This window comes from Bradyrhizobium sp. WSM4874 (assembly GCF_055811835.1).
This window is the reverse complement of the sequence record NZ_JBVVPR010000023.1, coordinates 1-24,661: the sequence shown is the minus strand read 5'-3', so window position 1 is coordinate 24,661 and position 24,661 is coordinate 1. Positions and strand designations below refer to the sequence as shown.

The 24,661-nt window shown below is 63.2% G+C and carries 27 protein-coding genes and 3 pseudogenes; 16 read left to right on the top strand and 14 right to left on the bottom strand.

Going from position 1 to position 24,661, the window contains the following annotated elements:
• The first annotated feature begins 112 nt into the window (after positions 1-112).
• Together AC0L3P_RS23000 and AC0L3P_RS22995 are read left to right on the top strand one after the other, a co-directional pair.
• On the top strand, positions 113-1,666 hold the full coding sequence (locus AC0L3P_RS23000; RefSeq protein WP_473305454.1) for an FAD-dependent monooxygenase: 1,554 nt from the start codon (positions 113-115) through the stop codon (positions 1,664-1,666).
• Between the two features lie 3 nt (positions 1,667-1,669).
• A pseudogene (locus tag AC0L3P_RS22995) lies at positions 1,670-1,884 on the top strand (SOS response-associated peptidase); the annotation flags it as partial.
• A gap of 6 nt (positions 1,885-1,890) precedes the next feature.
• Here the strand turns inward: AC0L3P_RS22995 and AC0L3P_RS22990 are convergent.
• Positions 1,891-2,667, bottom strand: coding sequence for a DUF4261 domain-containing protein (locus AC0L3P_RS22990; protein ID WP_473305213.1), 777 nt, complete (start codon positions 2,665-2,667; stop codon positions 1,891-1,893).
• A gap of 135 nt (positions 2,668-2,802) precedes the next feature.
• Here AC0L3P_RS22990 and AC0L3P_RS22985 point away from each other — a divergent pair.
• The 3 genes and pseudogenes from AC0L3P_RS22985 to AC0L3P_RS22975 all read left to right on the top strand — a co-directional run.
• A pseudogene (locus AC0L3P_RS22985) lies at positions 2,803-3,063 on the top strand (type II toxin-antitoxin system HicB family antitoxin); the annotation flags it as partial.
• A 189-nt stretch (positions 3,064-3,252) separates the two neighbouring features.
• Positions 3,253-3,453: a hypothetical protein gene (locus AC0L3P_RS22980; protein WP_275169785.1), complete on the top strand. Its 201-nt coding sequence runs from the start codon at positions 3,253-3,255 to the stop codon at positions 3,451-3,453.
• Entirely contained in the window at positions 3,450-3,656 is a 207-nt protein-coding gene (locus AC0L3P_RS22975) for a hypothetical protein (RefSeq protein WP_473305211.1), read from the top strand. The genes AC0L3P_RS22980 and AC0L3P_RS22975 overlap by 4 nt, the downstream gene beginning before the upstream one ends.
• On the opposite strand, the gene AC0L3P_RS22970 is transcribed toward AC0L3P_RS22975, so the two are convergent.
• Complete coding sequence (locus tag AC0L3P_RS22970) at positions 3,650-3,919, bottom strand: DUF6894 family protein (protein WP_473305209.1); 270 nt, start codon at positions 3,917-3,919, stop codon at positions 3,650-3,652. The two genes, AC0L3P_RS22975 and AC0L3P_RS22970, sit on opposite strands and share 7 nt — an antisense overlap.
• A gap of 330 nt (positions 3,920-4,249) precedes the next feature.
• Here AC0L3P_RS22970 and AC0L3P_RS22965 point away from each other — a divergent pair, with 330 nt between their 5' ends.
• Entirely contained in the window at positions 4,250-4,807 is a 558-nt protein-coding gene (locus AC0L3P_RS22965; RefSeq protein ID WP_275169782.1) for a hypothetical protein, read from the top strand.
• A gap of 115 nt (positions 4,808-4,922) precedes the next feature.
• Here the strand turns inward: AC0L3P_RS22965 and AC0L3P_RS22960 are convergent, their stop codons facing one another.
• Entirely contained in the window at positions 4,923-5,171 is a 249-nt protein-coding gene (locus tag AC0L3P_RS22960; RefSeq protein ID WP_007612758.1) for a hypothetical protein, read from the bottom strand.
• 635 nt (positions 5,172-5,806) lie between these two features.
• On the opposite strand from AC0L3P_RS22960, the pseudogene AC0L3P_RS22955 reads away from it, so the two are divergent.
• Positions 5,807-6,576, top strand: a pseudogene (locus AC0L3P_RS22955) (EAL domain-containing protein).
• Between the two features lie 21 nt (positions 6,577-6,597).
• On the opposite strand, the gene AC0L3P_RS22950 reads toward AC0L3P_RS22955, so the two are convergent.
• Together AC0L3P_RS22950 and AC0L3P_RS22945 are read right to left on the bottom strand one after the other, a co-directional pair.
• Positions 6,598-6,789, bottom strand: a complete 192-nt coding sequence (locus AC0L3P_RS22950; protein WP_354210239.1) for a hypothetical protein — start codon at positions 6,787-6,789, stop codon at positions 6,598-6,600.
• 463 nt (positions 6,790-7,252) lie between these two features.
• Positions 7,253-7,495 carry a hypothetical protein gene (locus tag AC0L3P_RS22945; RefSeq protein WP_473305206.1) on the bottom strand — a complete coding sequence of 81 codons (243 nt, stop codon included), beginning with the start codon at positions 7,493-7,495 and terminating at the stop codon, positions 7,253-7,255.
• Positions 7,496-7,754: 259 nt separating this feature from the next.
• On the opposite strand from AC0L3P_RS22945, the gene AC0L3P_RS22940 reads away from it, so the two are divergent.
• On the top strand, positions 7,755-7,940 hold the full coding sequence (locus tag AC0L3P_RS22940) for a hypothetical protein (RefSeq protein ID WP_007612773.1): 186 nt from the start codon (positions 7,755-7,757) through the stop codon (positions 7,938-7,940).
• 273 nt (positions 7,941-8,213) lie between these two features.
• The gene (locus AC0L3P_RS22935; protein WP_473305204.1) at positions 8,214-9,500 is read left to right on the top strand and encodes an NRAMP family divalent metal transporter; all 1,287 of its coding nucleotides are present in this window, start codon (positions 8,214-8,216) and stop codon (positions 9,498-9,500) included.
• Between the two features lie 143 nt (positions 9,501-9,643).
• Here the strand turns inward: AC0L3P_RS22935 and AC0L3P_RS22930 are convergent, their stop codons facing one another.
• Positions 9,644-9,832: a hypothetical protein gene (locus tag AC0L3P_RS22930; protein WP_275169774.1), complete on the bottom strand. Its 189-nt coding sequence runs from the start codon at positions 9,830-9,832 to the stop codon at positions 9,644-9,646.
• Positions 9,833-10,001: 169 nt separating this feature from the next.
• Between AC0L3P_RS22930 and AC0L3P_RS22925 the strand changes: the two genes are divergently transcribed.
• Positions 10,002-11,216: a mandelate racemase/muconate lactonizing enzyme family protein gene (locus tag AC0L3P_RS22925; protein WP_473305200.1), complete on the top strand. Its 1,215-nt coding sequence runs from the start codon at positions 10,002-10,004 to the stop codon at positions 11,214-11,216.
• A gap of 6 nt (positions 11,217-11,222) precedes the next feature.
• On the opposite strand, the gene AC0L3P_RS22920 is transcribed toward AC0L3P_RS22925, so the two are convergent.
• From AC0L3P_RS22920 to rocF, 4 genes are all read right to left on the bottom strand, one after another.
• Positions 11,223-11,519 (bottom strand): hypothetical protein, encoded by a 297-nt coding sequence (locus tag AC0L3P_RS22920; RefSeq protein ID WP_473305198.1) that lies wholly within the window; start codon positions 11,517-11,519, stop codon positions 11,223-11,225.
• Between the two features lie 101 nt (positions 11,520-11,620).
• Positions 11,621-12,163: a c-type cytochrome gene (locus tag AC0L3P_RS22915; RefSeq protein WP_473305196.1), complete on the bottom strand. Its 543-nt coding sequence runs from the start codon at positions 12,161-12,163 to the stop codon at positions 11,621-11,623.
• Complete coding sequence (gene soxC, locus AC0L3P_RS22910) at positions 12,150-13,421, bottom strand: sulfite dehydrogenase (RefSeq protein WP_473305193.1); 1,272 nt, start codon at positions 13,419-13,421, stop codon at positions 12,150-12,152. Before soxC ends, AC0L3P_RS22915 begins: the two co-directional genes overlap by 14 nt.
• A 157-nt stretch (positions 13,422-13,578) precedes the next feature.
• Positions 13,579-14,556 (bottom strand): arginase, encoded by a 978-nt coding sequence (gene rocF / locus AC0L3P_RS22905; protein WP_473305191.1) that lies wholly within the window; start codon positions 14,554-14,556, stop codon positions 13,579-13,581.
• A gap of 269 nt (positions 14,557-14,825) precedes the next feature.
• On the opposite strand from rocF, the gene AC0L3P_RS22900 reads away from it, so the two are divergent.
• Complete coding sequence (locus tag AC0L3P_RS22900; RefSeq protein WP_354057686.1) at positions 14,826-15,086, top strand: hypothetical protein; 261 nt, start codon at positions 14,826-14,828, stop codon at positions 15,084-15,086.
• Positions 15,087-15,103: 17 nt separating this feature from the next.
• Here the strand turns inward: AC0L3P_RS22900 and AC0L3P_RS22895 are convergent, their stop codons facing one another.
• Entirely contained in the window at positions 15,104-17,845 is a 2,742-nt protein-coding gene (locus AC0L3P_RS22895) for an EAL domain-containing protein (RefSeq protein ID WP_473305189.1), read from the bottom strand.
• A 60-nt stretch (positions 17,846-17,905) separates the two neighbouring features.
• On the bottom strand, positions 17,906-19,165 hold the full coding sequence (locus AC0L3P_RS22890) for a FecR family protein (RefSeq protein ID WP_473305187.1): 1,260 nt from the start codon (positions 19,163-19,165) through the stop codon (positions 17,906-17,908).
• 130 nt (positions 19,166-19,295) lie between these two features.
• On the opposite strand from AC0L3P_RS22890, the gene AC0L3P_RS22885 reads away from it, so the two are divergent.
• The 4 genes from AC0L3P_RS22885 (at position 19,296) to AC0L3P_RS22870 (ending at position 22,689) form a co-directional block, all read left to right on the top strand.
• Positions 19,296-21,092 (top strand): ShlB/FhaC/HecB family hemolysin secretion/activation protein, encoded by a 1,797-nt coding sequence (locus tag AC0L3P_RS22885; RefSeq protein ID WP_473305184.1) that lies wholly within the window; start codon positions 19,296-19,298, stop codon positions 21,090-21,092.
• A gap of 156 nt (positions 21,093-21,248) precedes the next feature.
• On the top strand, positions 21,249-22,079 hold the full coding sequence (locus tag AC0L3P_RS22880; protein WP_473305179.1) for an alpha/beta fold hydrolase: 831 nt from the start codon (positions 21,249-21,251) through the stop codon (positions 22,077-22,079).
• A gap of 77 nt (positions 22,080-22,156) precedes the next feature.
• Positions 22,157-22,333 carry a hypothetical protein gene (locus AC0L3P_RS22875; protein WP_473305177.1) on the top strand — a complete coding sequence of 59 codons (177 nt, stop codon included), beginning with the start codon at positions 22,157-22,159 and terminating at the stop codon, positions 22,331-22,333.
• 38 nt (positions 22,334-22,371) lie between these two features.
• The gene (locus AC0L3P_RS22870; RefSeq protein WP_473305452.1) at positions 22,372-22,689 is read left to right on the top strand and encodes a c-type cytochrome; all 318 of its coding nucleotides are present in this window, start codon (positions 22,372-22,374) and stop codon (positions 22,687-22,689) included.
• Positions 22,690-22,884: 195 nt separating this feature from the next.
• On the opposite strand, the gene AC0L3P_RS22865 is transcribed toward AC0L3P_RS22870, so the two are convergent.
• Both AC0L3P_RS22865 and AC0L3P_RS22860 read right to left on the bottom strand, forming a co-directional pair.
• The gene (locus AC0L3P_RS22865; protein ID WP_007601491.1) at positions 22,885-23,226 is read right to left on the bottom strand and encodes a phasin; all 342 of its coding nucleotides are present in this window, start codon (positions 23,224-23,226) and stop codon (positions 22,885-22,887) included.
• A gap of 141 nt (positions 23,227-23,367) precedes the next feature.
• A complete protein-coding gene (locus AC0L3P_RS22860; RefSeq protein WP_007612798.1) occupies positions 23,368-23,553 on the bottom strand; it encodes a hypothetical protein in 186 nt (61 codons plus the stop codon).
• A gap of 641 nt (positions 23,554-24,194) precedes the next feature.
• On the opposite strand from AC0L3P_RS22860, the gene AC0L3P_RS22855 reads away from it, so the two are divergent.
• Entirely contained in the window at positions 24,195-24,551 is a 357-nt protein-coding gene (locus AC0L3P_RS22855) for a hypothetical protein (protein ID WP_473305449.1), read from the top strand.
• Positions 24,552-24,661 lie beyond the last annotated feature (110 nt).

Below are 24,661 nucleotides of genomic sequence, written 5' to 3'. Positions count from 1 at the left end.
CTCTCCCACTCAGATATGTGGTGTGCAACGGGCTTGCTTCAAGCCCCCGACCCTGCCGTAGAACCCTCGCCCCGAACACCATCCAAACCCGAGGGGTCATCCCACGCCTGTACTGCTTCCGACGTCCCGGACGCGCGGTCACGCCAAAGCGGCCGGCGCCCGCCACGCGCAAGATCACGCAAAAGATCACGCAAAAGATCACGCACAAGACCATGCCGTGGTGATCGCCGGCGGTGGCCCGACCGGCTTGATGCTGGCCGCGGAGCTCGCGCTCGCGCATGTCGACGTCGCCGTGGTCGAACGGCGCGCCCATCAGGAACTGGTCGGTACGCGCGCCGGCGGCTTGCACGCACGCAGCATCGAGATCCTCGACCAGCGTGGCGTCGCGGATCGTTTCAAGCGTGAAGGGCAGATCACCCAGCTCGCGGGCTTCGCCTGGACCAGGCTCGACATCAGCGACCTCCCCACCCGGCACGCTTACGGGCTGGCACTGCGGCAGAGCCACATTGAGCGCATCCTGGCCGACTGGGTCAGCGAGCTCGCGGTGCCGATCTATCGAAGCCGCGAGGTGACGGGTTTCGCGCAGGACGAGACCGGCATCGACGTGACGCTCTCCGGCGGCGAGACCTTGCGCGCAAACTATCTGGTCGGCTGCGACGGTGGCCGCAGCCTGGTGCGCAAGGCCGCGGGCATCAATTTCGCGGGCACAGATCCGACGCTGAGCAACCTCATGGCCGAAGTCGAGATGCGCGACGAGCCGGCATGGGGCCTGCGCCACGACGCGCTCGGCTTTCACGGCCTCAGCAAGACCGAGAGCGGGCGCGTGCTGGTGGTCGTGACGGAAGCGACCCTCGATCGCACCGGCGCGCCCGGCCCTCGCGATCTCAGCGACGCCCTCGTCGCCGTTTACGGCACCGACTTCGGCCTCCACAACCCGTCCTGGATCTCCCGCTTCACCGATGCGGCACGGCAGGCGGGGTCCTATCGCAGCGGTCGCGTGTTGCTCGCCGGCGATGCCGCGCATATCCATCACTCCGTCGGCGGACAAGGCCTCAACATTGGCGTGCAGGACGCCGTCAATCTCGGCTGGAAGCTCGCGCGAGTGGTCAAGGGCCTGTCGCCCGAAACCCTGCTCGACACCTACCACGCCGAGCGACACCCCGTCGGCGCGCGGACCTTGCGCAACACCATGGCGCAAATCGCCCTGCTCCGCCGCGGCGAGGACGGCCTCAAGGCCGCGCGCGAAATCGTCTCCGAACTGCTCGCGATGGACGCGCCGCGCCAACGTTTTGGCGCGATGATGAGCGGGCTCGACGTGCACTACGATCTCGGCCAAGGACACGCGCTGCTCGGGCGCCGCATGCCCGATCTCGATCTAACGGTCGACGGGCGTCCGCTGCGACTGTTCACGCTGCTGCACGGCGCGCGCGGCTTGCTGCTCGATTTTGGCAAGACCGGCAACATCGACATGACGCCCTGGGCAGATCGCATCGATCTCGTCGAAGCGGACTATCACGGTGCATGGGAGCTCCCGTCCATTGGACAGGTCGCTGCGCCCAAAGCCGTGCTGGTACGCCCCGACGGGCATGTGGCGTGGGTGGGAGACGAGAGCCAACACGGACTGGCGGACGCGATGACGAGGTGGTTCGGACCGGCTTCAGACTAGTTTCCGAATGCTGTCGTGGAGCCGATACATCCAAAGGCAATGCCGGTGATCCTGACCACAGCGGCAGAGCGAGAGGTTTGGCTGAGGCGCCGTGGGATGAAGCCAAGGCACTGCAACGGCCGCTGCCGGACGAAAGCTTGAAGATTGTTGCGCGCGGCATCGAGAAGGAAGATGTATTCACCGCTGCTACAGTCCTATGTTCGGGCGAGCCGGGCTAACGCTGATTATGCCGAACCATCGGTACAGAAAAGAACGGGCAAGTCTTCAAATCGATCGGAGTCCTTGTAACGAGCCGAGAAGCGCTCGCGCGAATCGCGACCAAATGTATCGCCGTCTTTGACGACAAGCCCGTGCTCAACCAGATAGACGGCAAGACCGTCCACCTTGTTGATCAGCGTTGGGAGTGTCAGCTTTTGGGTCTCGAACTCGATTTCACGCTCAGCAAATGCTGACAGCCCCATCGTTACTGCTCCGATGCCTGTCTTTGTTCGGAACGGTAATATGTCCACCCACAGCGAGGAAGGATAGTCCGGATACGGCGCAAACGATTGGCTGGACATGTCCAACCATAGATCGGCGGAACGTGCGACCTTGCCATTCCATACAACAGCGCAACATTCCGGCACCGTCGCGATCAATGCGCCGATGACAGCGGTTGTCAGACGAGCGGCGGGCAGCGGCCGCTGGTTTTGACCAAGCACCGAGACGATCAGATGCCCACGGTGCCGCGCCGCGACCGTCTTAGCCTGCGGCCATGTCGTGGAGGCGCGCGACCACAAGCCGGGATCGTCAGGAATGGGCGCCGGCATCGACCTGACGGCAACAAACTCGTTGCCACAGCGAATGAGCGGCGAGTTTGCCTGAGGCGGTTGCGCGTCTCCGTTCTCCGCAACGTCAGTTGCCAGCTCCGGATGTCGCGCGCGAAGGGCCTTGGCAACCGCCGACATGTCCGGCGTCACAGGATTGTCCAATAAGACCAGAGAGAGAATCGAGTTACTCATCGACCGCCCCGCAGAAATGCGGCGAGCCCGACGCGCGGAAAGGAAGATGTAGCATCGTCATCCTGAACGGGATATTCCTGTTGGGACCCTGAAGAGCATTGAGAAGCAGTGCGGCCTAAAACTAAGGTAAGAGCCATGCGTAATTATATTGGTCTTATCCATAAGGATGCCGATAGCCATTTCGGCGTTTCATTTCCGGATTTCCCCGGCGTTGTTACTGCCGGCACCACCCTGGATGATGCTCATCATATGGCGGAAGAGGCCTTGGCCCTTCATATCGAGGGTATGGCAGAGGATGCCGAAGCCATCCCCGAACCCTCTGCCCTCGAAGAGGTCATGTCAGATCCGAACAACCGTACGGGCGTTGCCATCCAGGTCAACATTGAAATTCCCGCACCGCAAAATGAGTGAGCCGCTCAACCGCCGCCCGCACGCCCGAAAGATTCTTTCAAACAAACTAGCAAATGACAAAGACGGTTCGAAACCGGCGGCCTAGGCTTGATCCATCACCGCGCCTCACTCGGCATCGATCGGCAACGATAACGCCGGGGTTGCGCTCCCGCCTGCTCGCACGATGGACATGCCATGCAGAAGCGCCGACGTTTCAAGCAGACCACGACACTCACCGAACGGCTCGCCGAGGAGGCCGCGCGGCTTCGCGAGGAAGCGCGCACGCTCGCGCCGGGGCGCCGCCGCGAGATGCTGCTGCGCAAGGCGCGGCAGGACGAGACCGCCATGCACATCGACGCCTGGCTGCAATCGCCAGGGCTGAGGGCACCGTCATGACCCAGCAATATCGCGCCTACCTCGTCGGCGACAACGGCGTGTTCCGCTCCGCCGAAGCGTTCGAGGCCGCGTCAGATGCGAACGCCCTCACCTTCGCGCAGCAGTTCACGCGGCACGGCAAGGTCGAGGTCTGGCAGCTCGGCCGCAAGATCGCCGTGCTCGAGCCCGAGTCATCCGCGCCGGAATTTCTCACGCGTCAATGATCGCGTGATGTCGCGGGCGTCCTGAAGGTCTCGAACGCGAACGAGAACTTGACCTGCATCACGGGACCTTGGGCATCGCGAACGTCGATCGCCATGGTCTGCCTGCCGCCCGCGGGCGGCGCGGAGAGGATGGCATCGCGCGCCATGTCGGCGACCGACTTGGCGGCCTCCGCCTGAACGGCGCGCAAGCTGGCCAGCTCCAGCCCTTCCTCGTCGAGCGCTACACCGGTGTCGTCGCGCAGGTCGAAATAAAATCGGGGCATTGCAGCATCCTTTGCCGGTATAGGTCCGAAACGGCCAAATGGTTTCCGGCTGCTCGAAAAAAACTATTGGCGATCAAAGGGTTCCGGGAACTCTACTGTTCCCTTTTGGCGGTCCTGCGCCTGCCCTACGCCTGTGTGCGCCCGGTGCCAGCCTCGAATCCTATCGGCAAACAAGCGCCGGCCGCCGCGTCCCGCCCGTCATGTCTCATTCCATCGAAGGAGGATTTCGCCCGCTGTGTGCGCGGCGTCACGGAAGCACGCGCCAGGTCGGCCTATCACTCATCCCACGACGACGGCTTGGAACAAAACAAACAACCAGACAGGTGGACCATGACGAAGACCTTGATGATCACGAAGATGGCGGCAGCGATCGTGTTGGCCAGTGTTGCGGCAGGCGTTGCGAGCAGCTCGGCGCAGGCCGGCTGGGGCCAGAATGGACAGTATGGCAACACGCCGCAGGCCCACCCTCAATTCGGTCCCCATTTCAACGGCTATGGCGGCAACGGCGGCCAGCGCCCGGTCGTCTATCCCGGCCCCCGGCCGATGCCCCAGGTCAATGTCTATCCGCGGCCCGCGCCGCCGGTCTATATCCCGCCGCAGGTCGTGGTCCGGCCGGTGCAGTATCCGGTTGTCGTGAACAGGCCGGTGTACGTTCCGACGCCGCAGGTGGTGGAAAAGACGGTCGTCGTGCAGCGGCCCGCCGTGGTCGCGGCACCGGTCGCGGCGGCTGCGCCCGCCCCGGTGGTCAACAACAACTGCAACTGCCTCGTGAAGGAATATCCGCAGGCCGGCGTCGTGGTGTTCAGGGATATCTGCACCAAGGAAAGCGCGACCTACACCAACCTGCCGCAGCAGACCACGCAGGCCGTGCTGCCGCCGACCCAGTAATCGCGCGGAAGCCCGCGCGCTGGATACGATAACAAATCGAACGCGGCAGCATCGCCTGCCGCGTTCGTGTTTCGGGGGTGAAAGCGACAAGGGCGCACCGACATTCGGCGCACCCTCACTCCTCCGCAAGCTTCCCGACGATATAGGCATCCACCGTTTCGGCGAACGAGCGCTGGACACCGACCGCGGTCCCATGCTGGTCGAGCGCATCGCGCTGGAGCACGCGCAGGCCGCGGCCGCGCATGCAGGCCGGGGCCGTGTTCAGATATTGATCGATGGCGCCCTTTGCGAGCGGGATGGCCTTCGGGTCACCCCTTGCGATCAGAAGCCGCAAGAGGCTCTGGCATTCGGCCAAACCTGGCATGGGATCAGCGCCTCACGCCTGCCGCGATTTCGCCGGCCGCTTGACCGGCTGGGTGTGGGTGCCGAACAGCGCCAGCAAAAACGCGACTTCTTCCTTCGAACCGATCTGAATCATGATGATCTCCTTTTCGCTAGGTTGGTCTGGCGCAGCCGGCGGGGCGTTCGAGACAATCTGGTTTCAGCACTGTTTCAGGCGTGTTTCGTCGCGGGCGCGCCACGGCGGGCCAGGAAATTAGGAACAGCTTTGGGGATCAAAAAGTTATTCGGGCGTCGGTCCGGATGCACGACCGGCACCTCCCAACGGCCTCAGCTCGCCCCCCGGGCTGGGGCCGTTTCTTCTCAAGCGCAAACTCAACCCGAGCGCGCCTGGTTCTCGTCTCGGCTGGGTTTCTCCCAGGACAGCTTGTTGCAGCCGGAGCACCGAAAGATGGCAATCGCCCCCTCGGGTGAGCTGACCGCGTCGATGAATGTCATGGGCTTGTTGCACGCGGCACATATCGGCCGCAGCCTGCTGTCTCGATTTGCCATGCGCGCAAACGCGGGACAGCGGAATAGGTTTCTATTGCTCTTCGCTGTTCTTTAACGCCTGCGACCTAGTTTTTCCCGCGGCGTTTGAGAGGGCGTGGGGTTCGCGTGATGGCTGTGAAGTGTGCGGGATGTGCCGACGGGACCGAGCTCCCGTTCCAGTTCAAGATGGCGTTTCAGCCGATCGTCAACGTCGTCGAACACCGCATCTGGGCTATGAGGCGCTGGTGCGCGGTCCGAACGGCGAAAGCGCGCACAGCGTCCTCAGCCAGCTCACCCCCAATCAGCTCTACCGCTTCGACCAGGCCGCACGCGTGATGGCGATCGAAACCGCAGGCGCGCTGTTTGAGGACCCGGAGGCGCGGCTCTCGATCAACTTCCTGCCGAATGCGGTCTACGAGCCGCGCGCATGCATCCAGAAATCGCTGGAGGCCGCGCGGCGCGCGAGCTTCCCGACATCGAATTTGATGTTCGAGTTCACCGAGAACGAGCGGATCGCCGATCCCGCGCATATCGAAAACATCGTCCGCACCTACAAGGCCTTCGGGTTCTGGACCGCACTGGACGATTTCGGCGCGGGCTATGCCGGCCTCAGCCTGCTGGCCCGGTTGCAGCCGAACCTGATCAAGATCGACATGGAGCTGGTGAGAGACATCCAGCTCAGCCACCCCAAGCAGGCGATCGTCTCCGCGGTGGTCGCGATCGCGCGCGAGCTCGACATTACCGTGCTGGCCGAAGGCGTCGAGAGCGAGGCCGAGCTCACTTCCTTGCGGGCCGCCGGCATCGCGCTGTTCCAGGGTTACTATTTCGCAAAACCGGGGTTCATGTCGCTGCCGCAGGTCCGCGGATTTCAGCAGATGGATGTCGCCGTCGCCGGCTGACGAAAGCCGCAAGTTGCTTTTTCAGGATCTGCGCTTCTGCGTGACGAGGCGCAGCGCGATGCCGTGCTGCCAGGCTCGCACCCTCACCGCCGCTTCGCTGCGACCAAGCTCGCTCGCGATCTCGTCCGGCCGCCAGCCCGCTTCGGCCAGCGCCTTCAGCCGCTCGTGCTCTTCCGCTGTCCACTTCTTCAACAACGGGTAGCGTGATTGCATGGTCGGAAGCGGTCTTGCCTGCGTGGTCGGTGCAGGCGACAAGCGCGCGAAACAGACGAAGTTCCTATCCGACATTGCCATGAGATCTGCAGCGCGATCTGCAGCGCGCCATCCCGCGGATGGACCGGGGCCTGCGACAGTGCTCGCTCAGATCCAGACTTCCTCGCGGCACGAATCGCACCGATAGATCAGGATCGAGCAATCGCGCCTCACGTCGAAGATCGACGTCAGGCAGCGCGTGTCCCTCTCGCATTTGGGGCAAGCCGGCCTTGGCTTGTAATGATCCGGCCTCGTTGCCGGGCCTGCTTGCTGTTCGCTGCTCATCTCATTCCTCGTTGGAGGACTGAGTTCCTAAGTACCAAAGTGGACATTCGTTCCAATCACCCGGGTGCGCTTCGAATAGAAGAGAGGGCCTAGACGCCCCATGATCGCGCGCGCCGATTATCGGCTTCATCCTGAACGATCAAGCGGGTTTGTCCTGAACGATCAAACCGGCTTGCTGTTGGCGGGTCCCCCCCCCCCGCAATTCGTCCAGGCTCTCGAGTGTGCAGATGCGCGCGGCGCGGCGGGCCAGTTCGTCGTAATTTTGCGCCACCTTGCGCAGCACGTCCCGCGTCTCGGGATATTCGCAATTGTCCGCCTTGGTGCGGAATTCTTCCGCCCGCATCCGCCAGTACCGCGGAGGGTGCATCCGCTCGGCTCCCATGGGCCACTCCCCTCAGTTGGTCCAACTGTTCTTGTTCCTTAATGAAGAGCACGTCCAGGAGTTCCCGCGCAGATGTTCCAGTTCGATCACACGTCGAGATTGCGCACGGACTGCAGCTGACAACGACAGCACCTCGCGGAAAAGATCGACTTTAGTTCAAATGCAGCAGGGCGGATTCGACAGGATGCAATGGGTTCGCGCCATGCTGGAACATGTCCCTTGCGACGGACGCAACTGGGAAAGCTCGGAGAGACCGTCGATGTATGTCGTCGCCGCTGCGTTGCTGGTGCTGTCGGGACTGTTCTACTCCGCGAGCCATCACGAGATCGGCTCGTTCGGTGTCACCATGTGCACCTATGGAAGTGCGTTTTGCGACAATCCCCTGATCGTCTTTTCCGGCGCCGCGCTGGCTGGCGCCTGGGGCATGTTCGTCAGCATCAAATAGTCCCGACGGCACGCGCTCAGGGGACAAACGTCTCGCCGGTGTGTCCGTGCGCGGGTTGCGGACTGCGCGCGGCCGCGCGGTTGCGCTCGGGATGCGCGCAAAAGCGGGCAGCGTATTCTTCGATGATGTACTTATACAGGTGTTTTGCCCGACGGGTCAAACGAAGATTCGCTTTATCAGAAACGAGCGAGGAGCGCGTTACGCGTGGCCCGGGAACCTTGTTCCCTCCTTAGCATTTGTGAAGGACGCGCCCCGACCGAGGTCCCTCCCGCCATGACCGACAGTGCCCTCACCCCCACGAAATCCGCGCCGACGCTGCTGCAGAGGCTGGGGCCGGGTCTCGTCACCGGGGCGGCGGACGACGATCCGTCGGGCATCGCCACCTATTCGCAGGCCGGCGCGCAATTCGGCTACGGACTGCTCTGGACGGTGTTTCTGACCACGCCGTTCATGATCGCGATTCAGCTCGTCAGCGCCCGGATCGGCCGCGTCACCGGCAAGGGGCTGGCCGCCAACGTCATGCAGATCGCGCCGCGCTGGGCGGTGCTGTCGCTCGTCGCCATGCTCGTCGCCGCCAACACCTTCAACATCGCCGCCGACATCGCCGCGATGGCGGAGGCGCTCTCGCTGGTGATCGGCGGCCTCAACCACGAGCACGCGCTGATCTTCGCGGCGGGCTCGACGCTGCTGCAGGTGTTCCTGCCCTATCGGCGCTATTCGCCCGTGCTGAAATTTCTCACCTTGGCGCTGTTTGCCTATGTCGCGACCGCCTTCACCGTGCAGATTCCGTGGAGCACGGCGCTGCTCGCGGCGGTGTGGCCGAAGACGAATGTCAGCGCTGACTATTTCATGATGGTCGTCGCCGTGCTCGGCACCACGATCAGCCCGTATCTGTTCTTCTGGCAGGCCTCGCAGGAGGTCGAGGAGATGAACCAGGGCAAGCGCGACAAGCCGCTGCGCGAACTGAAGCGCGGCGGCAGTCCGGAGCTGGCGCGCATCCGGGCCGACACCCTCTCCGGCATGCTGCTCTCCAACGGCATCGCCTTCTTCATCATCCTCACCACCGCGTCGGTGCTGCACGCGAATGGCGTCACCAACATCAACTCGGCGACCGAGGCAGCCGAAGCGCTGCGGCCGCTCGCCGGCGACTTCACCTTCGCCCTGTTCGCCACCGGCATCATCGGCACCGGCCTGCTCGCCATCCCGGTGCTGGCGGGCTCGGCCGCCTACGGCGTGGCGGAGATCTTCGGCTGGCGCGCGACGCTGGAAGCGAAGCCCGACGAGGCGGTCGGCTTCTACACCATCATCGCCGCGGCGACCGCGATCGGCTTCGGTCTCGGGTTCACCGGCATCGACTCGATCCACATGCTGGTCTGGAGCGCCGTGCTCAACGGCATCGTTGCCGTTCCGATCATGGCCATGATGATGCTGATCGTCTCGAGCAAGGCGATCATGGGCCGCTTCAAGGGCCGCTCATGGCTCGTCGCGCTGGGCTGGCTCGGCACCGCGCTGATGGCGCTGGCCGTGCTCGCTCTGCTCGGCTCGTCCGTGATCGGCTGACTAACTTTGCGACAGGGCCGCCGAGATCTGCGAGGCGATGATGAGGGCCGCGAACACGGCCGGCACGCTGATGAAGCGCAGGAACTGGTCGATCGAAAGCATCGCTGTCTCCCCCAAGACAAAAAACGTCTCCGCCCGCCGCGCTATTCCACCCCGTGCGCGGCGTGCTGATCGGCCGTCAGAAACTGATCGGAGATGGCGGCGCCACCCATCGTGAGCAGCGCCAGGATCGAAATCACAGCCAGAAATTTCATGGCCGGAGGGTCGATCCCGATTGCGGCCAAAAACGTCACAGCATGGTCCCTTTTCACGACGATCCCGGGAAAGATCATGGCTGTCCCCACCAGATTCCACGGAGTTTTCCGCTAGAACGGCCGGAACGGGCTTGCCCGCGCACCTCGCCGGACTTCACTGCGCAGGGCCGTTAGCCTAACAATTGTGGCTTGAGCCGGGCTTGCGGGCCGGCCAAAGAAAAAGCCCAGCCGGGCAACAGGGAGCGACATGAGCAAATCATCAAAAGCAACAAGTCTCGAAATTCTCGCCTGCGATGCCGGCTGGAGAAACTACCACTTCGTCAAGCTGACGACCGAAGACGGCATCGTCGGCTGGAGCGAGTTCGACGAAGGCTTCGGCTCGCCCGGCGTCGGCGCTGCGATCCAGCGCCTGTCTGCCCGCGTCGTCGGGCAGAACGTTTTCCGGCACGAGCGCATCTACGCCGAACTGTTCGCGGCCACACGTCCCGCCGCCGGCGGCGTGGTGGCGCAGGCGCTCGGCGCGATCGAGAATGCGCTGCTCGATGCCAAGGCGAAGTGTCTCGGTGTGCCCTGCTATGAACTGCTCGGTGGCAAGATCCGCGACCGTGTCAGGGTCTATTGGTCGCATTGCGCAACGTGGCGGATCAATCATCCGTCCTGGTACAAGCCGCCGATCGAGAACCTCGACGGTGTCAAGGCGATGGGACGCGAGGTGCGCGAGAAGAAGTTCACCGCGCTCAAGACCAACATCTTCTCCTACGATGACGGCAAGCCGACCGGCTGGCGGCCGGGCTTCGGCTCGCCCTTCGCCCCCGAGATCAACGTCGATCGCAAAATCCTGCGCGACCTGCGCATGCATCTGGAAGCGATCCGCGACGGTGCAGGCCCCGACGTCGACATCCTGCTTGACTGCAACTTCAACGCCAAGACCGAGGGCTATTTGGAGATCCTGCGCACCATCGCGGACCTCGACATGTTCTGGATCGAGATCGACAGTTTCAACCCGGAAGCGCTCGGTTACATCCGCAGGCAAAGCCCGCACCCCATCTCGTCCTGCGAGACGCTATTGGGCCTGCGCGAATTCCTGCCCTATTTCCGCGAGCAGGCCATGGACGTCGCGATCATCGACACGCCCTGGAACGGCGTTTGGCAGTCGATGAAGATCGCTGCCGCTGCGGAAGCATTCGAAGTCAACGTTGCGCCGCATAATTTCTACGGTCATCTCTGCTCGATGATGAACGCGCATTTTTGCGCCGCTGTGCCGAACCTGCGCATCATGGAGATCGACATCGATCGCCTGGCGTGGGACGGCGAGCTGTTCACGCATGAGCCCGAAATTCAGAACGGCCATCTGGTCATTCCGGACCGGCCCGGCTGGGGCACCGAGCCAAACGAAGAAGCCCTTCGCGCGCATCCGCCGAAGACCACCGGCGGGCTCCTCAACTACGGTCGCAAGAATTAAAGCGTCTTACGGCGTTACCGGATTGACGGTCGGGGACGTCTTTGGCCCCGGTCGCGCCGGCTCGATCGGTGATTTCGGTTCGGTCGGGAGAATCTTGGCACCTACGGCGCGCGCAGCTTCTCCCGTGGTTGCATACATCGCAACGTGAGCAGGCTGCGTCTTGGCGCGATTCCATGGCCCATGATCGACGACGAGCATCGCGGCGATCGTCACCGCGGCCACAATCAACGCGATCACGCCGGGATGGCGAAGGGCCGAAGACATGGAATTTGCGAAGCGATCCGTTGCCATCGAAGGACCCATACGTTTTTCCTATCGCAGGTTAATGCAATTCGGTCCCGCGAGTTCCGCCCCCGGCGCCAGGCAAGTTCCAAGTCACTGCGTGGAACCTGAGCGCCACAAGCTCAGTGTTTCACATCCGGCCGCGCATCCCCGACGAACCGATCGCGGTTCGGCATTTTGACCGCTGCAAGCGATTTGGCATCGAGCGTCACATCCGCTCCAACCAGCCCGTTCAGGTTCAGGATGTACGCGGACACCGCATAAACCTCCTCATCGCTCAGCGATTGCGGCGCGTTCTGCGGCATCGCACGGCGGATGTAGTCGAACAGCGTCGGCGCATACGGCCAATAGCTGCCGACCGTGCGGATCGGCTTTGGCGTTGCGATCGTGCCCTGTCCACCGACGAGCCGGTCACCCAGCCCGCCCTCGCCCTTGTCGCCATGGCATGATGCACATTGCTGGGCAAACACTTCGCGCCCTTGGCTGACCGAGCCGCTTCCCTTCGGCAGATTGCTGCCGTCGCGTCCGATATCGATATTCCAGCCCGCGATCTCCGCAGTCGTCGCGGGGCGTCCGATGCCGTACAGGCTTTGCGCTTGCGCTGCGCTCGCGAACGCACACAGCACGATGCCGACAACAATGCCGCAAGTCTCACGCCAGCGCATTGGTCACCTCGCCGTCGGCCGCGATGCGCCAAGGCCAGATCGCGTTGTTGTGGTAGAAATAGTTCTCGCCGCGCACCGCGAGCAACTCGGAGAGCGTCGGCTGCACATAGCCGGTCTCGTCGATGGCACGGCTCTGGATCACGGCAGGCTTGCCGTCCCACTGCCAGGGCAAGCGAAAGCGTGTCAACGCACGCGTCAGCACCGGCTCCTGCAATTGCGCGGTTTGCCAACTCTTTCCCTCGTCGACGGACACTTCGACGCGCGCGATCTTGCCATGCCCGCTCCAGGCGATGCCCGTGATCTCGTGGAAGCCGGGCGCGCCCAGACGCTGGCCGCCAGAGGGCCGCGTGATGATCGACTTCGCCTCCATGTAGAACGAAAATTCACGCGCGGTGCCATCCGGCAGCAGGTCGGTGTATTTCGAGGTCTCCTCGCGCGAATAAACCGGCTCCGCAGTTACATGCAGGCGCCGCAGCCACTTCACACTCATGTTGCCCTCGAAGCCCGGCAGCAATAGCCGCAGCGGATAGCCCTGCTGTGGACGCAGCCGCTCCCCGTTCTGGCTGTAGACCAGCATGGCGTCCTCGAGGCATTTCTCGATCGGGATGCTGCGCGTCAGCGCAGCCGCGTCGGCACCCTCGGCGACGACCCATTTGGCTTCCGGCTTCAACCCGGCCTCCTGGAGCACCAGCTTGAGGCTGACGCCGGTCCATTCCGCACAACTCACCAGACCCACAAGATCCGACGCTGTCTTGCCGTAAGGCTTGGTGTAGCCGGGATTGCCGGAGCATTCGAGAAAGTGGACGCGCGATTCCGACGGGAAACGCCTGAGATCATCCATTGTGAAGATCAGCGGGTGCTCGACCAGCCCGTGCAGCATCAGCCGGTGCTGGACCGGATCGATGGTCGGAACGCCGCCGTGATGACGCTCGTAAAACAGGCCGTTCGGCGTGATGATGCCGTCGAGCTCCTGCAACGGCGTCCGGCTCGAGGCAGAGATGTACTGCTTGAGAGTCTTCGAGATGTTCTTCACGACTCCCTTCTCGAACGGCGATGGCGCGCCATAGAGCTGGCCCCCCGTCGGCTCGCCCGGCGCCCTCATCCATTCGGGAACATTTGGCGGAAGGTTGTCGGTCCCGGCGGCAGCCGATGCGCCGGCGCCCAGGACAGTGCCACCCGCAGCCGCCGCGCTGGCGCGCAGAAAGTGACGGCGGGTCGTGTCGGCCGATTTGTCGTCGGCATCGAACGTGCTGCTCATTTGCGGGTCCTCGGCTGAAGCGCGACCCGCATGAAACATTCAGCGACGATCATTTGCAATTCGCAGCTGTTTCAAAAATGAGCGATTTCGACCGCGACTGATCTAAATTGGCGGCCGCGACGGCAATTCTCTTCGCAATGCACAAACGGCTCGTCGGTCACTCGCCCGGCGCGATCGCATTGCTCGGGGTCGGCCGGTCGGCGATCTGCTGGCCGAACAGGCTGCCGATCAGTTCGACCGCGGTGCGTGCGGTGCGGCCACGCTCGTCAAGAAAAGGATTGAGCTCGACGATGTCGACTGATCCGACCACGCCGGAATCGTGCAAAAGCTCCATAATCAGATGCGCCTCACGATAGGTCGCTCCGCCCGGCACCGTCGTGCCCACGCCGGGTGCGACGCAGGGGTCGAGAAAATCGACGTCGAAGCTGACATGCAGTACGCCGTTGCTGGCCCTGACGCGCTCGATGACGCGGCGGATCAGTACGGCGACGCCGAACTCGTCGATCTGGCGCATGTCGACAACCCTGATCCGGCGCGTGCGCATCAACTCCTTTTCGAGCTTGTCGATTGAGCGTGCGCCGAACAGGTCGAGCCTGTCGGGATCGATCGAGGCGCGCGGATCATCGCCGAGCAATCCGTCGAGGCCAGGTTCGCCGCACAGGAATGCCGCCGACATGCCGTGCATGTTGGCGGTGATCGTCGTTTCCGGCGTGTTGTAGTCGGCATGGGCATCGAGCCAGAGCACGAACAGCTCGCGTCCGCGCTCCTGCCAGTGACGGGCCATGGCATTCACCGATCCCATCGACAGCGTGTGATCGCCACCGAGGAAAATCGGCAGCGCGCCGGTTTTCGCGATCTCGTAGCCTCTATGGCTCAGCACGCGCGTCCAGCGCTGGATTTCGCGGTAGTGATTGGCTTTGTCGGGAGGCACGTCTGCGAGGTCCCGGAGCTCGGCCACGGAGAGATCGCCGCAATCGACGACCTCGAAATCCAGGCTCTCGAGCAGTGTCGCAAGGCCGGCGGTGCGGAGCGCCGCAGGACCCATCAGGGTACCGCGCTGCGAAGCCCCCATGTCGATGGGAGCGCCGAGCAAGGCGATGCGCCGGGCTCGATCCGTCGTGGTTCGATCGGTCACAGCTGTCTCCTGAGATCAGCAAGATTGAGCCAGCCTAACAGAGATTCGCATCCGTCGTTTCACGGGGAAGGTCCGCGCAGGGGCGCATCCTCTCGGAACAAAAGCCCGCGCGCCGAATTGCTTATCCAAGGCCGGTACCCGCCGTAAAGACCACGGCGCCTGTCGCGGATAGCCAAAGGTCGTCCGACCCGCTGTTCAGAACGAGCGCTCGCGCGGATAGCCAAAGGTATCGGCCTCCGCCAACACATGATCACCTGGAGGTTGCGCACTTGAGCACGGAGATCCCGCAGTCCACCTCACATCCCGGCATGGCCGAGCGCGCCATCGATGCCGCGACGGACGTATCCCGCACCATCGGTGAAGTCGCAGGTGGCCTGCATGCAGCTGTCGACCGCATGACCTCCGCTATCGACGAAGCTCGAAAGCCGGGCAAGCCCCTGGCGACCGTCGCCGCGATCACGCGCGAAGCACCGCTTGCCAGCCTGTTCGTGGCTTTCCTGTTCGGCGTCGCGGTCGCGCGTCGGCGCTAGAGATCGAGCGGACCCGTTCAGGCGGCACTAACGGCGGCGCACTCGACCGCGAGGAATTGCCGCTCGAATGCTTCCGCCGGCATCGGACGGCCGAAGAAATAGCCCTGGCCTTCCTCACATCCGATGCTCACCAGGAAATCGGCCGTAGCGCGGTTCTCGATGCCCTCGGCCACGACCGTCAGTCCGAGCTGTTTGCTGAGGCCGATGGTCGACCCGACGATCGCGGCATCATCGGAGTTCGCGAGCAGACCGAGCACGAACGACCGGTCGATCTTGAGTCCATCGAGCGGAAACTTCTTCAAATAGCTCAGGCTAGCATAGCCAGTGCCGAAATCGTCGAACAGGACGCGGACGCCGAGCTGCTGGATGCGTTTGAACATGTCGAGCACGCGGGCTTCGTCGTGAAGCAGGATGTCTTCGGTGACCTCGAGTTCGAGCAGCGACGGCGTGAGCCCCGTCGCTTCGAGCATCCCCGCAACCGAATGTGCGAGATCGCCGGAGTGGAGCTGCGAGGGCGACAAATTGATCGCGACGCGCACTCTGTCGCCGGACAATTCCCAGGCGCGTGCTTGCCGGCAGGCGGTCTCCATCACCCAGTTTCCGATCCGCTCGGACAGGGCTGAGCTGTTGACCACCGGCATGAACTCTCCCGGCGAAACGTAGCCGCGCACGGGATGCCGCCAGCGGATGAGAGCTTCGGCCCCGACCAGGCTCGCGTCGATCAGGCGAACCTGGGGCTGGTAGAACAGTTCGAACTCGCCGCGATCCGCGGCGAGCGCCAATTCACCCTCTAGCGTCAGCCGGTTCTCCAGCTCCTCGCGGATCGCGCTCTCGAAGACCACATAACCGCCGCGCCGCGTCAGCTTTGCCTTGGTCAGCGCAAGATGACCGTTGCTCAGGAGATCGTCGGCGTTGTGCCCCCCTTCTGGATGGACGGCGACGCCGATGCTGATCCTGACGCGATGCTGCCGCGTGCCGGTCGCAAGCGGCGCTTCGAACGCGCGCGCAATGCGCTCGGCGAAGTCCGCGATCGGCTCGTCGCCATCGGCGCCTTTGCGCGCAATGGCGAATTCGTCTCCGCTGAGCCGGGCAACGATAGCGCCGTCGCCCGCCTGGTCCTTCAAGCGGCCAGCGACCGCCTGCAGCACGAGATCTCCGGCGGCATGACCGAGCATGTCGTTGATGCTCTGGAAACCGTCGAGCCCAATGACGAGTAGCGCGACCTCGCAAGGGAGCTGCCCCGCATCCGCGATCATGCCGACCAATCCTGCATGCAGCGTGTTGCGGTTGGCAAGACCGGTCAGCGCGTCGTACTCGGCGAGATATCTGACGCGTTCGGCCTCGCGCTTGCGGACCGAGATATCGCGCAGGATCGCTCCGTACTGGAAGCCGTCCGTTCCCTGCCAACCCGAGAAGCTCGCCTCGACCGAGAAAGTTTCACCGTTCTTGCGCCGCCCTTCGAATTCAACGACGACCGCTCCGCCCGGGACCAGGAGTGCCTGGCGCGCGGCGTCGCGCATCGACGGCCTGGCGTCACCGTCCACCGACACGGCGCACAGCGTTTCGAACGGGCGGCCGATGATCTCGGCGGGCATATAGCCGAAGATCGCACTGGCGCCGGGATTCCACACGGTGATCAGCTGACCTTCGTCGGTGCAGACGAGGCCATCGCCGAGCGACATCGCGATACGATGAAAGCGGCTTTCGGCGATGCGCCCCAACAGACCGCGGAAGTCGATTTCGTCGAGTGCGATCGCCGTCAGATAAGCTACAATCGCGATGTGGAACAGCGATGTGTCGATGATGAAGGGCCATCTTGCCTGCACGAGGACCGCAACCAGTTCGAAGATCGCTCCGGCTGAGATCAGGAGTGCGACGCGAATTCCCGGTCCGAAGCGGCGCCACGAAAACACCATCAGCAGGCAGATCACGGCGAGACCCAGGATCATGCCGGTATCGGAAGTCCAGCGCAGCATCCGGCTCTGGAGGATCGATTCCGCTGCCAGCGCCTGGAGGATGGGTCCGGAGATGATGCGGCCATTTGGAACGCTGAAGCGGTCGCCAAGCTCGAGCGCCGTCGCACCAATGATGACCTTCTTGTCTCTCAGCTTGTCGAGAGTAGCCGGTTTGCCGCGGAGCACGTCGACATACGAGACACTCGGAACGGAGCCCGCCCGAATGCTGAAATCGATCAGGAAAGGAGGCCGCCGATTGGCGTCCTGTCCGGCCAGCACGACGGCCATCGACGGCATCAAGGCGTCGCCGAGCTTCTCGCCGAATGGATAGCGGCGAACGAGCCCGTCGGATTCGATCGCGACATTGACCAGCGCCGGCCACGACTGGTTGCTGAACGGCTTCAGGGGGCGATTGATGTGAGCTGCGCCGCCATTCGGCGTCGGCTGCTTGAAGGACGGCAGGATCGTCGAGCCGCCGACCTCACGCAGTGCGTTGACAAAGGCCTCGTCGGACGCCGGATCGGATGGCGAGCTGAAATCGACGTCGAACGCAACGTCCTGCGCCCCCGCGGCCTCTAATCTGTGCAACAGTTCCGCGTGCAGCCGGCGCGGCCAGGGCCATACCCCGATCTGCTCGATCGAGGGCGCGTCGATGGCCACCACGACGACATTGCCGCTCGCGGCACGCGATTGCCAGGCGAACCGCAGGTCGGTCAGCGCGTTGCGAACCGCGCCATGCCACCCCGTGGACAGCACGATCGCAAGCGCGATCACGACTAGAATATGCGGACGATAGCGCTTCACTCCGATCCTCCCGCGCACCGGCTTCTGCTGGTACGCCCCCTCATCCCCTAAGAAATCGCCTCAGTGCTTGTTGTGGCCAAAGGCATTGCCGTGGCCATTGCTGCCGTTGCCGCCGCCATTGCCGTTGTTGCCCCTGCCGTTACCGGTGGCGCCGGCGTTGCCATTACCATTGCCGTTGCCGGAATTCCCATTGCCGGAATTGCCGTTACCGGAGTTGCCGTTGCCGGAGTTGCCGTTGCCGGAGTTGCCGTTGCCGCCAGCGTTTCCGTTGGCGGCCGCTGCGGCGATCGCGGCGCCTGGATTTGACGAACTGCTGCTGCCAGCCGTTACGGCACCACTTGTCGTCACCGCAGTCTGGACGGTGCTGTTGGATGCCGTCGTGCTCGCTTTCGAGTCACTCCAGACTGTCTCGGTGCTGGCATGCGCGTTGCGCACCTGCCCGGGAGCAACGCCCCCGTGAGCGAGCCCGCGCGTGACCTTGTGGACGTTCAGCTTGACCTCGCCGAGCGAGCTCGAGATGCGCACGACGCCGGGCTTTGCAGCACCGCCCTTGGGCGCGTGAGCTCCGGCCGCCTGATGCGATTGCTTGGGCGTGGCGGCCGCCTTGGTGCCCTTGTCAATCGGACCGAGCGCATGGATCGCATGGCCGTTCGCTGCGTTCCGCGGGGCCGACAGGCCCGATTTCGGCACGGGGACGCGCTCGATGCTCGAGGCGCGCGGCTTGCCGTGCTCGATCGGATTGAACGTTCCGGAGCCGCTCAGAGAGAGGCCTGGCTTGCCATGCTCGAAGACGGTGGCGGCCTGCCCCGGCAGGACCTGGGCGATCTGCCCGGTCTTGAAGTCGGAGACCTCGACCTGGCCGCGGAGCACGCCGACCTTGGTGCTGCCCGCATTCACGGCGACGCTGAACTGGGTGCCCTTGACCACGGCGGCGAGATAGGGCGTCTCGACCTCGAAATGCTTGACGTTGCGCTTCTCGACCTCGAGCAGGATCGAGCCTGCCTGCTGGATGATGGTGGTCGAGAGACCGTCCTTTTTCTCGGTCGGCAAGCCGACCACTGAGTTGGGAGAGATCAGGATCGTTTCCTCGCCGCGGACGAGCAGCACGCGTCCGTTACGTCCGGTGCGAATGGTGTCGCCGGGCTTGAGTGCCTCCTGCTGGTTCAACGAAACCTGCTGCGCGCCGCTGGTGGCGACCCAGACCTCGCCGGTGGCCTTGCCGACCGACCAGACGCCGTCGTCCGCGGCGGATGCGGCGGAAGCCGTTCCCAGGATCAGCGCAGCCACGAAGGCGCACTGCATTCCAATCTTGTTCAGCATGACGATCCTCAGTCCGGGTTACAGCCGGTCCTGAGGGGTATCCGAAATCACTCAACATAGGATTAGCGGGTAGCGGCCAGCGGAGTGGTCGCGTTAACGGTTCATTGACCATAAAAAACTATGAAAAATCATGGGGCTAACGAACTCTTACCGCATGAGGGGCACATCTCCGTCAAACTACGGGGGCAGCCGCGTCGCGCGCGTTGAGAAGCGGCATCTCGTTACCACAATGGTGCTGTTGGCACCATTTTTCGCCGGAGTTCCTCAGGCTTTCGCACAACAGGCGAACCAGCCGGGCTTCGATCCGCGCCAACCCGAAAAATATTTTGAAAACCAAACCGAGCGGGAGTCGCTGAGCCGTCCTACGGTCAGGCTACCGACAGTCGACCAGCCCAACACCGGCGGCGATACCAAGCCTCAGTTCGTGCTGCGCGGCATCAACGTCAGCGGAGCCCGGGCCGTTTCCCCCGATCGCATCGCCGCGGTCTACCAGCCCTATGTCGGCAAGAAGGTTTCGCAGGCGGATCTCGCCGCAATCGCCGGCGCGATCAGCGATCTCTACCGCGCCGATGGTTTCCACTTGAGCCGTGCGATCGTGCCGCCGCAGGATATTGCCGACGGTCTGCTCCGGATCCGGGTGGTCGAAGGCGCCATCGTGCAGGCCGAGCTGAAGGGCGACGGCGCCGAGCAATTCGGCGTGAGACCGATGCTTGGGCCGGTTCTGGCGGAGCAACCGTCGCGCTTGGCAACGCTGGAACGCCAGCTCTTTCTCATCAACGGCAGACCTGGCGTCCGGATCACCGATACCGCACTCGAGGAGATCGGCGGTGCATCCGGCCGCTTCCGCCTCATCGTCTATTTGAAGACCTGGCACGTCTTCTCCTCATTCGGTCTGGACAATCTCGGCTCATCATCAGTCGGTCCGTGGCAGACCTACGCGACCGGCGCGTTCAACTCCTATCTCACGCCCGGCGACACGCTGGCCGTCAACCTGTCGACCATCGCCAACGACCCCCGCCAGCTCGGCTTCGCACGGCTGTCCTACGATGCACCCGTCGGCGTCGACGGCGTGCGTCTCGGCGGGTCCGTCCTGTACAGCGCGGTCAGGCCGGGCGATGCCCGCCGCCTCGACAGCGACATCACCACGACCGAGGCGTTCGAGCTGCGTGCCAGCATCGTCCCATTGCAGTCGCAATTATCCTCGCTGACCCTGACTACAGCGATGACCTTCAGCAACGTGTCCGAGCATGACCTTTACGGCCCCTGGTACAACGACCACATCAGGACCGCGAGCCTGACCGCCGATTACCGGCTCCAGGATCATTTGGGCGGCACCAATTTCGCGACATTGACCTACCGCCAGGGCCTCGACATCTTCGGTGCCTCGCATTTCAACGACGACCTGTTGTCGCGCGATGGCGCGTCATCGAACTTCTCGGTGCTGAACCTCTGGTTCACGCGCTACCAGACGCTCAATGACGTCTGGTCGCTCAAGCTCTCCGCTGCGAGCCAGACGGCGTCACGGCCGCTGTTCACCTCGCAGCAATTCTATCTTGGCGGCGCCGCCTTCGGCCGCGGCTATGGCGCAGCGGAGATCAGTGGGGACAACGGTCTTGCCGGCTCACTCGAACTGCGCTTCGACCAAAAGCTCAATTTCCGCTACTGGACCGGTTATCAGCTCTATGCCTTCGGCGACGCCGGCGCCGTCTGGAACGACGGCTACCGCCTAAGCGACGGCCTGTCGCTGACCTCGGCCGGAGCTGGCGTGCGATTCTTGCTGCCGGACGATTTCCAGGCCGATCTCGGCGTGGCCGTCCCCCTGAGCTACCGGGCGCCCGACAACGAGCGCCGCAGCCCGCGCTTCCTGTTTACCCTGTCCAGCGCACTGCGGCTCTGCTCCGAACGCGGCAAGGGCGGTTGTCTGTAACCCCCTTGTGCTTCGCGCTGCGGCCCCCGACATGCGGCCCTTTTTGGGGCGTGGCTCACAGACTTGCCTAAATTTAATCCCGTAACCTGCTCACGATCGCTCGATCCGGGATTTCCCAATGGCCATGTTCAGTCAAAAGTGATTTGAGACGGAACCATGAAAAGGGTGTTTGCAGTTCTGGCGTTTCTCTGCGTCCTCGGCGTCGGCCAGTATCTCGTCGTCAGCCGGTTCGCGATCCGCCATGAGGTTTTGACCCTGTTCGACGCCGCGCGCCAGCGGCCGATTGCGGTCGAAATCGCTGTACGGCGCGATTACGAGACCAAGGCCAATCTCGGCCTGTGGAAGCTCCCGCTCGCAATCATCAGCAACGGCAATACCGTCAAGGCCACCGAATATTCCTTCCTCGCCAACGTGCTCGCCGCACGCGGTTATCTCGTCGCAAGCATCCAGCAGGATCTGCCGAGCGATCCGCCGCTGATGACCAAGGCCGGCCAGCAATATGTCGGCCGGCGCGAGGTCTATATCCGCTGCGAGGCCAACATCCTCTTCACCTTGGGCGAGTTGAAGCGGCGGCAAGAGAACGCCGACTACGACCACATCACGCTCGTCGGGCATTCCAACGGTGGCGACGTTTCGATGTATGTCGCCCATCAGCACCCGGAGCTGGTGTCGAAAGTGATCACGCTCGACAATCTGCGGGTGCCTTTCGTGCTTAGCGACAACATGAAGATCCTGTCGTTCCGCTCGAAGGATCCGCATTTCGTAACAGATCCCGGCGTGCTGCCGACGCCGGAAGAGGCCAAAGCGCGCGGCATCGACATTATCCACACTGGCGCACAGCATACCGAGATGAGCGATCGCGGTCCCGATGCCGTCAAGGAGAAGATCCAGGCAACACTCGACCGCTTCCTGCGCGACAGCGCCAGCAGCGCGCTCGCCCCGGCCGATACTCGAAGCCCGATGATCATGAACCCCGGCGACTATTAGTCCGGCCCCTTTGCGGCAGATCAAGGCTGCCGCGAGCCGGCCACGATACAAAGGGCCTCGCCATCTCGGAGAGGCACGTGTCGCACTCCATCGAAAGCCTTGATACGAAAAGACTCGATACGACAAGCTTTGTCCTGTCCGCGGCAAGGACGCCGAGATTCGCCCGGCATCTCTATCGTTCGGCCCGCAAGCTGCTGCGGTCGATCATCGCCCGCATCGACCTCTCGCAGTTTCCGGGTTCGTGTTGCGGATGAGGACGGCGTCGCGAGCCAACAACACACAGGGTTTCCCTATGCACCGGCATTTAAGACGAATTTGCCTGCTGGTTGCAGTGGCCTCGAGCATGGGCACGTCGTCCGCTCTCGCCGCCGATGCAGATCACGGCGCCGACCTTGCGAGGCGCTGGTGCGCCAGCTGCCATGTCGTGGCGAACGGCCAGACCCAGGCGAGCGCCGACGTCCCCTCTTTCGCGTCGGTTGCGCGCAGGCCCGACTTCAGTTCGGAAAGGCTCGCCTTTTTCTTGCTAGATCCGCACCCGAAGATGCCGAATTTCCCCTTGAGCCGGATTGAAGCCGGCGACATCGCGGCCTACATCGCATCGCTGCGTTAGCAGAGCGGCCGATCGGTCGAGACACTTGCGACAAATGCAAATCCCTGCCGGAGAACCGACAGGGATCGGCAGAAGGATGATGGGCTGTGATTGAGGTCCATTCGCCGGCCCATCATGGACCGGTACCCGCATCGACGTGCGGATATCCACGCGGCGCAGGTCCAATCTGTGGACGCGCCGTAAACACACCGACAGTCAGGACTTGCCCTTCCCCGGCTGCATGAGGCTGCCGGTCATCTGCCGCATGTGGTCCCCGGCACTGGTGAACTGGCTGCGAAGGAAATCCGATTGGATTCGCATCGCCTCCTGAAGGTCGGTGGCATGGACGAGCTTGCGAGCATGCTCGAACGCCGACTTCATGTTCTGCTCGGTGAAAGCGAGCGCCTGCTTCGACACGTCCGCCCCCGCGCCCGGAACGGTGGTCATCGATTTGGTGGCGGCTTCGAAAAACATTCCGAATGCCTTTTCCGCCTGGTCAATCGTCTTCTCGGCCAGGTCGCGCAGTTCGGCCGGAACTTCGAGCTTCGGTTCGATCATGGTCGCACTCCTCCCGTTTTCTGAACTGAATACCACACTTGCCGGATCGCCTGCCAGCGTCCAGCCGGGGGAAGACATGCCCGGCGGCCGGCTCTGGCAGGCAAACGAGGGGCAAGGCGTAAGGCCGGCGCGCAGGCCGGCTCAGGACAGGGGGTGTTCGGGAAGGGTTTCTTCGGTGGCTAGGTCTTCGACGAGCTTGATGACCTCGAAACGCTGCCGGGGCGCGAGCTTCAGAAACGCACGCAGCAGGCGCAGGCTTTCGACGGTGCCGCTTGCAGGCGCGCCGAGCTTGAGGTGCAGCTCAGCCGCGAAATTGAGGTTCTTCATCTCGCACCTATGACAAGCATCGAACTTCGTGATCCAACATCGAGGTCCCGACTAAGAACCGAACGCCACAACGGGATGCCATAATCGGATGTTATGGCGATGGCGCACTTTCGGCCGGGGGAGCCCGGTGGGTTCGCACGCCGAGCTACGTGTGCAAGCGGGCACACCTGAACAGGTTGCAATTATGTCAAGAAACAACTCATCCGGCAAGCCTAACGGTTGGCGCAGCGATGCTTCGTCTGCATCGCGCCACGGCAATTCCGGATAACAGGAATATAGGCCGCCGTCACCCACCTGCGTCAAGAAGCGTCATCGATCAGGCATACAGTCTCGATCGCCGTCAATCGACGCTGCGATTCGTCTTCCTTCGGATGTGAATGGACATTGGTGAACGCGAAATTGCGCTTCATCAGCGTATACACGTAATTGTTGAGTCCGGGATCGGCGGTTGTATCGTCGACGAAATAAACGTTGATCTCGCGCGACGGATCGGCAGCCACAGCGCGGCCGTATTTGTTTCTGGCCGTGAACCGTTTTCGAGGAGCAAACGACAAAGCGGTGGCGAAACAGTCACGCAGATTATGGGCGCTATAGCCGATGCATTGATCGATTCGGGCGCCCCAGCACCAAAGGACGACGGCATGCTTTCCCGCTGCGATCTCATCAAGGGCGCCGCAGTCGCGCTTCTCACCTTCTCGATACAAGGCGCACGGGCGCAGGAGACCAGGATGAACCTGTTCAAGATCGTCACCATCAAGGACGAAATCGTCGTCGGATTGTCGACAGAGGAGCTTCAGGCGCTCGGCGGCAACGATGCCAGCGCCGTTGCACATGCTCTGGCACAGAAGGGCGATCTCACCGTCTGGCAATACAACGTGCATCGCGGTCCGAATGGCGAATTACAGCAGGCGCCGACCGCCAGAATAGGGCTTTTGGCCAACGCCTCGCTGCGCGTGGAGCCCTATACCACGACCTATCAGATCCTGCCGCATCCCTAAGCAGCAGACCGGCGGGGGGGCCCCCCCCCGGGGGGGGGCGCCCGGGGGATATGACGATGCCCGCGCCCCCGGGGGCCCCGTTAGGGGCCAAAACAAAAAAAAAAGCCCCC

Bases quoted from the DNA above. Each gene is read 5' to 3' on its own strand.
- AC0L3P_RS22990 (WP_473305213.1), bottom strand. From the start codon at position 2,667: ATGAGTAACTCGATTCTCTCTCTGGTCTTATTGGACAATCCTGTGACG.
- AC0L3P_RS22980 (WP_275169785.1), top strand. From the start codon at position 3,253: ATGCAGAAGCGCCGACGTTTCAAGCAGACCACGACACTCACCGAACGG.
- AC0L3P_RS22975 (WP_473305211.1), top strand. From the start codon at position 3,450: ATGACCCAGCAATATCGCGCCTACCTCGTCGGCGACAACGGCGTGTTC.
- AC0L3P_RS22970 (WP_473305209.1), bottom strand. From the start codon at position 3,919: ATGCCCCGATTTTATTTCGACCTGCGCGACGACACCGGTGTAGCGCTC.
- AC0L3P_RS22965 (WP_275169782.1), top strand. From the start codon at position 4,250: ATGACGAAGACCTTGATGATCACGAAGATGGCGGCAGCGATCGTGTTG.
- AC0L3P_RS22960 (WP_007612758.1), bottom strand. From the start codon at position 5,171: ATGCCAGGTTTGGCCGAATGCCAGAGCCTCTTGCGGCTTCTGATCGCA.
- AC0L3P_RS22950 (WP_354210239.1), bottom strand. From the start codon at position 6,789: ATGCAATCACGCTACCCGTTGTTGAAGAAGTGGACAGCGGAAGAGCAC.
- AC0L3P_RS22945 (WP_473305206.1), bottom strand. From the start codon at position 7,495: ATGGGAGCCGAGCGGATGCACCCTCCGCGGTACTGGCGGATGCGGGCG.
- AC0L3P_RS22940 (WP_007612773.1), top strand. From the start codon at position 7,755: ATGTATGTCGTCGCCGCTGCGTTGCTGGTGCTGTCGGGACTGTTCTAC.
- AC0L3P_RS22935 (WP_473305204.1), top strand. From the start codon at position 8,214: ATGACCGACAGTGCCCTCACCCCCACGAAATCCGCGCCGACGCTGCTG.
- AC0L3P_RS22930 (WP_275169774.1), bottom strand. From the start codon at position 9,832: ATGATCTTTCCCGGGATCGTCGTGAAAAGGGACCATGCTGTGACGTTT.
- AC0L3P_RS22925 (WP_473305200.1), top strand. From the start codon at position 10,002: ATGAGCAAATCATCAAAAGCAACAAGTCTCGAAATTCTCGCCTGCGAT.
- AC0L3P_RS22920 (WP_473305198.1), bottom strand. From the start codon at position 11,519: ATGGGTCCTTCGATGGCAACGGATCGCTTCGCAAATTCCATGTCTTCG.
- AC0L3P_RS22915 (WP_473305196.1), bottom strand. From the start codon at position 12,163: ATGCGCTGGCGTGAGACTTGCGGCATTGTTGTCGGCATCGTGCTGTGT.
- soxC (WP_473305193.1), bottom strand. From the start codon at position 13,421: ATGAGCAGCACGTTCGATGCCGACGACAAATCGGCCGACACGACCCGC.
- AC0L3P_RS22890 (WP_473305187.1), bottom strand. From the start codon at position 19,165: ATGCTGAACAAGATTGGAATGCAGTGCGCCTTCGTGGCTGCGCTGATC.
- AC0L3P_RS22885 (WP_473305184.1), top strand. From the start codon at position 19,296: ATGGGGCTAACGAACTCTTACCGCATGAGGGGCACATCTCCGTCAAAC.
- AC0L3P_RS22880 (WP_473305179.1), top strand. From the start codon at position 21,249: ATGAAAAGGGTGTTTGCAGTTCTGGCGTTTCTCTGCGTCCTCGGCGTC.
- AC0L3P_RS22870 (WP_473305452.1), top strand. From the start codon at position 22,372: ATGCACCGGCATTTAAGACGAATTTGCCTGCTGGTTGCAGTGGCCTCG.
- AC0L3P_RS22865 (WP_007601491.1), bottom strand. From the start codon at position 23,226: ATGATCGAACCGAAGCTCGAAGTTCCGGCCGAACTGCGCGACCTGGCC.
- AC0L3P_RS22860 (WP_007612798.1), bottom strand. From the start codon at position 23,553: ATGAAGAACCTCAATTTCGCGGCTGAGCTGCACCTCAAGCTCGGCGCG.
- AC0L3P_RS22855 (WP_473305449.1), top strand. From the start codon at position 24,195: ATGCTTTCCCGCTGCGATCTCATCAAGGGCGCCGCAGTCGCGCTTCTC.